Annotated in this window: 4 protein-coding genes; all 4 read left to right on the top strand. The window is 63.6% G+C overall.

What is annotated here, in order from left to right; genetic code table 11:
• The first annotated feature begins 255 nt into the window (after positions 1-255).
• The 4 genes from kdgD to H620_RS0117890 all read left to right on the top strand — a co-directional run bounded on the left by kdgD (position 256) and on the right by H620_RS0117890 (position 5,974).
• The gene (kdgD, locus tag H620_RS0117905; RefSeq protein WP_023380333.1) at positions 256-1,167 is read left to right on the top strand and encodes a 5-dehydro-4-deoxyglucarate dehydratase; all 912 of its coding nucleotides are present in this window, start codon (positions 256-258) and stop codon (positions 1,165-1,167) included.
• 102 nt (positions 1,168-1,269) lie between these two features.
• Complete coding sequence (locus H620_RS0117900; RefSeq protein WP_023380331.1) at positions 1,270-2,634, top strand: MFS transporter; 1,365 nt, start codon at positions 1,270-1,272, stop codon at positions 2,632-2,634.
• A 78-nt stretch (positions 2,635-2,712) separates the two neighbouring features.
• Positions 2,713-4,266: a galactarate dehydratase gene (gene garD, locus H620_RS0117895; RefSeq protein WP_023380330.1), complete on the top strand. Its 1,554-nt coding sequence runs from the start codon at positions 2,713-2,715 to the stop codon at positions 4,264-4,266.
• 127 nt (positions 4,267-4,393) lie between these two features.
• On the top strand, positions 4,394-5,974 hold the full coding sequence (locus H620_RS0117890; protein WP_027907800.1) for an aldehyde dehydrogenase (NADP(+)): 1,581 nt from the start codon (positions 4,394-4,396) through the stop codon (positions 5,972-5,974).
• Positions 5,975-6,000: the final 26 nt, after the last annotated feature.

Here is a 6,000-nt window from a genome sequence, read left to right as displayed (position 1 = left end):
ACGGTCGCGCATCGGCCACTGACATCACTGGCCCGAAACAAGCGTAGGAGCGAGCCTTGCTCGCGATGCGCCGCGCGGGCGGCGCTCGATCTCCCAGGCGCTACGCCTCTTCGGACATACGCCGCAAATCCCAAGACAAGCACCACCCAAGCAAAAAATCCCCAAAAGGGACTAGCCAACACCATAGTTGTACGATAACTTACATCCATCGCTGAACATCACTCGTCACCCAAGCGCCATAGGATGCCAACAACAATGACTCCACAAGAACTCAAATCCATCCTCTCCCACGGCCTGCTGTCGTTCCCGGTAACCGATTTCAATGCCCAGGGCGATTTCAACCAGGCCGGCTACATCAAACGCCTGGAATGGCTCGCCCCCTATGGCGCCAGCGCCCTGTTCGCCGCAGGCGGCACCGGTGAATTCTTCTCGCTGGCCGCCAGCGAATACAGCCAGATCATCAAGACCGCGGTCGACACCTGCGCCACGTCGGTGCCGATCCTCGCCGGCGTCGGCGGCTCCACCCGCCAGGCCATCGAATATGCGAAGGAAGCCGAGCGCTTGGGCGCCAAAGGCCTGCTGCTGCTGCCACACTACTTGACCGAAGCCAGCCAGGACGGCGTTGCAGCCCATGTCGAGGCCGTGTGCAAATCGGTGAACATCGGTGTGGTGGTCTACAACCGCAATGTCTGCCGCCTTAACGCGGTACAGCTGGAGAGGCTGGCCGAGCGTTGCCCGAACCTGATCGGCTACAAGGACGGCCTGGGTGACATCGAGCTGATGGTGTCGATCCGTCGCCGTCTGGGCGAACGCTTCAGCTACCTGGGTGGCCTGCCGACCGCCGAGGTGTATGCTGCCGCCTACAAGGCACTTGGTGTGCCGGTCTACTCGTCGGCGGTATTCAACTTCATCCCGAGAACTGCGATGGACTTCTACAACGCCATCGCCCGCGACGACCACGCCACCGTGGCCAAGCTGATCGACGATTTCTTCCTGCCATACCTGGACATCCGTAACCGCAAGGCCGGTTACGCCGTCAGCATCGTCAAGGCAGGGGCCAAGCTCGCCGGCTACGACGCAGGGCCGGTACGCACCCCGCTGACCGACCTGACTGGCGAAGAATACGAAATGCTCGCAGCGCTGATGGACAAGATGGGTCCGCAATAAGCGCCCCCGGCGGCCTGCCATCGCCGCCACCGGAGTGGGATGCCCCACTCCGGCTACAACTCGTGAGCCCGCACAAAAATAACTAGTGGGAGTATTGCCAGCATGCAAGCGACTAAAAAGACGCATGTGCGCTACCTGATCCTGTTCATGCTGTTCCTGGTGACCACGATCAACTATGCCGACAGAGCAACCATCGCCATCGCAGGTTCCAGCCTGCAGAAAGACCTCGGCATTGACGCCGTAACCCTCGGTTATATCTTCTCCGCCTTCGGATGGGCTTACGTGGCTGGCCAGATTCCTGGTGGCTGGCTGCTCGATCGTTTCGGTTCCAAGAACGTCTACGCCTTCAGCATCTTCACCTGGTCGCTGTTCACCCTGCTGCAAGGCTTCGTCGGCGGTTTGCCCGTGGCCTGGGCAGTGGTGACCCTGTTCACCCTTCGCTTTCTGGTCGGTTTTGCCGAAGCCCCGTCGTTCCCGGGCAATGCCCGCATCGTCGCGGCCTGGTTTCCTACACAGGAACGCGGCACCGCCTCGGCCATCTTCAACTCGGCACAATACTTCGCCACCGCATTGTTCGCCCCGATCATGGGCTGGATCGTGTTCAGCTTCGGCTGGGAGCACGTATTCGTGGTGATGGGCGCGCTCGGGATCCTGTTCTCGATGGTGTGGATGAAGACCATCTACAACCCACGTCAGCACCCACGCATCAGCCAGGACGAGCTCGAACACATCGAGCAGAACGGCGGCCTCGTGGACATGGACCAAAAGCGTGGCGATAACGCAGGCCCCAAATGGGGCTACATCAAGCAACTGCTGACCAGCCGCATGTTGCTGGGCGTCTATCTTGGCCAGTATTGCATCAACGCCATCACCTACTTCTTTCTCACCTGGTTCCCGGTATACCTGGTGCAGGAACGTGGCATGACCATCCTCAAGGCCGGCTTCATCGCCTCGCTGCCGGCAGTGTGCGGCTTCATCGGTGGCGTGCTTGGCGGGGTGATCTCGGACTGGCTGCTGCGACGGGGCAACTCGCTGACCTTCGCCCGCAAGCTGCCCATCGTCTGTGGCCTGCTGCTGTCGACCACCATGGTCTTCTGCAACTACGTCGATGCCGAATGGATGGTCGTAGGATTCATGACCCTGGCCTTCTTCGGCAAAGGCATCGGCGCGTTGGGCTGGGCAGTGGTCGCCGACACCTCGCCCAAGCAGATCGCCGGGTTGTCCGGTGGCCTGTTCAACACCTTCGGCAACATTGCCTCGATCACCACGCCAATCGTCATCGGCTACATCATCAGCGCCACCGGTTCGTTCAAGTGGGCGCTGGTGTATGTAGGCGCCAACGCGCTGGTGGCGGTGTTCAGCTACTTGGTGATCGTCGGCCCGATCAAACGGATCGAGTTGCGCGACGACCCAAAGACTGAAGCCGAGCTACGCGCCACTGGCGAGCTGGCCAGCTCTCGCCACTGACAGAGCACGCCCGCGCCGGCGGATGCCGTGGGCGGGCGGACGTACAACGCCTGAGAATCTGACAAACAGGGCCCCCATATGCAGTTGATCGAACACTCAGACTCGCCCCGCTACGTTCGCCTTCACGACGACGATAACGTCGTGGTGGTGGTCAACGACGGCGGCCTGGGCGAAGGCGCCCGCTTCGCCGACGGCCTGACCTTGATCGAGGGTGTACCGCAGAGCCACAAGGTCGCCACCGTGAACATCGCCAAGGGCGAGCCGGTGCGCCGTTACGGGCAAATAATCGGGTACGCCCTTGAGGACCTGCGCCAGGGCAGTTGGGTCCAGGAAAGCCAACTGGCCATGCCAGCGGCCCCGGCACTGGACAGCCTGCCACGCTGCGACGCAGTGCCCGCGCCCCTGCCGCCACTGGAAGGCTTTACCTTCGAAGGCTATCGCAATGCCGATGGGACCGTCGGTACCCGCAACATCCTTGGCATCACCACCACGGTGCAATGCGTGACCGGCGTTCTCGAACATGCGGTCAAGCGCATCCGCAGCGAACTGCTGCCCAAGTACCCGAACGTCGACGACGTGGTGGCACTGACCCACAGCTACGGCTGCGGCGTGGCGATCAATGCGCGCGACGCCTACATCCCCATCCGTACCGTGCGCAACCTGGCACGCAACCCGAATCTCGGCGGCGAGGCATTGGTCATCAGTCTGGGCTGCGAAAAGCTACAGGCCAGTCAGGTGATGCACGATGACGACCCGTCGGTGGACCTCAGCGAACCGTGGCTATACCGCCTGCAGGATGCCAGCCTGGGCTTCGTCGAAATGATCGAGCAGATCATGGAACTGGCCGAAACGCGCCTGAAGAAGCTCGATCAACGCCGCCGCGAAACGGTACCCGCCAGCGAGTTGATTCTGGGCATGCAGTGTGGTGGCAGCGATGCCTTCTCGGGCATCACCGCCAACCCGGCGCTGGGGTTTGCCGCTGACCTGCTGGTACGCGCCGGCGCTACCGTACTGTTCTCGGAAGTGACTGAAGTGCGCGACGCCATCTACATGCTCACCTCCCGCGCCGAGAACCAGGAAGTCGCCGATGCCCTGGTGCGCGAGATGGACTGGTACGACCGCTACCTGCAACAAGGCGCGGCCGACCGCAGCGCCAACACGACACCGGGCAACAAGAAAGGCGGCCTGTCCAACATCGTCGAAAAATCCCTGGGCTCTATCGTCAAGTCCGGTAGCAGTGCCATCCAGGGTGTGCTTGGCCCTGGCGAGCGGGTCAAGCGCAAAGGCCTGATCTTCTGCGCCACCCCCGCCAGCGATTTCGTCTGCGGCACGCTGCAACTGGCCGCAGGCATGAACCTGCATGTGTTCACCACCGGTCGCGGCACGCCTTATGGCCTGGCCATGACGCCGGTGGTCAAGGTCTGCACCCGGACCGAACTGGCCCAGCGCTGGCCTGACCTGATCGACATCGACGCCGGGCGCATTGCCAGTGGCCGTTCGACCCTCGAGGAACTGGGCTGGGAGCTGTTTCACTACTACCTGGACGTGGCCAGCGGCCGCAAGCGGACCTGGGCCGAGCAGCACAAGCTGCACAACGACATCACGCTGTTCAACCCGGCGCCGATCACCTGATACGCCACCTGCCCTGTGGCGGCCGGCTTGTCGGCGATTGGAGTGCGCAGCACTCGCCCAGCGCCTGGCGCCTGGCGCCTACAGGAACGACGTTGTCCTCCAGTCTTTTTCTCCAAAGGAGTACCCCATGCCTGAGATCCTCGGCCACAACTTCATCGCCGGCCAGCGCAGCGCCACAGGTTCGCTGCGCCTGCAGAGCCTGGACGCCACCACCGGCGAAGCCCTGCCTTTCAGCTTCATGCAGGCCACCGAAAGCGAAGCCGACCAAGCCGCCAAGGCCGCTGCCGCGGCATTCCCCGAATTCCGCCAGTCGAGCCCGGCCCGCCGCGCCGAGTTCCTCGACGCCATTGCCGCCGAACTGGATGAACTCGATGACGCCTTCGTCGCCATCGTCTGCCGTGAAACTGCCCTGCCCGCCGCACGCATCCAGGGTGAGCGCGGTCGTACCAGCGGCCAGATGCGCCTGTTCGCGCAGCTGCTGCGCCGTGGCGACTTCCTTGGCGCGCGCATCGATCTGGCCCTGCCAGAGCGCCAACCGCTGCCCCGCGTCGACCTGCGCCAGATGCGCATCGGTGTAGGCCCGGTCGCCGTCTTCGGTGCCAGCAACTTCCCGCTGGCCTTCTCCACCGCCGGCGGCGACACCGCCGCTGCATTAGCCGCAGGCTGCCCGGTAGTGTTCAAGGCCCACAGCGGCCACATGGCAACCGCCGACATGGTCGCCACCGCGATCATCCGGGCCGCCGAGCGTACCGGCATGCCCAAAGGCGTGTTCAACATGGTCTTTGGTGGCGGGGTCGGTGAGTGGTTGGTCAAGCACCCGGCTATCCAGGCGGTCGGTTTCACCGGTTCGCTCAAAGGTGGCGATGCCCTGTGCCGCATGGCCGCCGAACGCCCTCAGCCGATTCCAGTGTTCGCCGAGATGTCCAGCATCAACCCGGTCATCATCCTGCCGGGCGCCCTGGCCAGGCGTGGCGACGCCATCGCCCGTGAACTGGCGGGATCCGTATGCCTTGGCGCCGGCCAGTTCTGCACCAATCCGGGCCTGGTGATAGGGCTGCAGTCGGCGCCATTCAGCCAGCTACTCGCCGACCTTGGCCGACACCTGGAGCAGCAAGCCGGCCAGACCATGCTCAACGCGGGCGGCCTGCGCAGCTATGTGGACGGCCTGAAGCATTTGCATGCCCACGCTGGCATCGAACACCTGGCCGGCCAGCCGCAGGAAGGCGGCCAGGCCCGCGCACAGTTGTTCAAGGCGGACACCCGCCTGCTGGTCGAGTCCGACCCGCTGCTGCAGGAGGAGGTGTTCGGCCCGGCCACGGTAGCCGTGCAAGCCAAGGACAATGCCGAATTACGCGCTGCCCTACTAGGCCTGCGCGGGCAACTGACGGCTACCCTGATCGGCGAGCCTGAAGACTTCGAAGCCTTCGCCTGGCTGGTGCCCTTGCTTGAAGAAAAAGTCGGCCGCATTCTGGTCAACGGCTATCCGACCGGCGTGGAAGTGTGCGATGCGATGGTGCATGGCGGGCCGTACCCGGCAACGTCCGATGCCCGTGGCACCTCGGTCGGCACCCTGGCCATCGATCGCTTCCTGCGCCCGGTGTGCTACCAGAACTACCCGCAGACGCTGCTGCCCGAGGCGCTGCGTGACAGCAATCCGCTTGGGCTGCGTCGGCTGGTGAATGGGCAATGGAGCGATGGGGCGATCTAAGTGGCCTGATGCAAGAACGCCCTGCT

Source organism: Pseudomonas taiwanensis DSM 21245 (assembly GCF_000425785.1).
Classification (GTDB): Bacteria; Pseudomonadota; Gammaproteobacteria; order Pseudomonadales; family Pseudomonadaceae; genus Aquipseudomonas; species Aquipseudomonas taiwanensis.
Note: the sequence above shows the minus strand (reverse complement) of the source record. Positions and strands in the feature narration are given on the sequence as shown.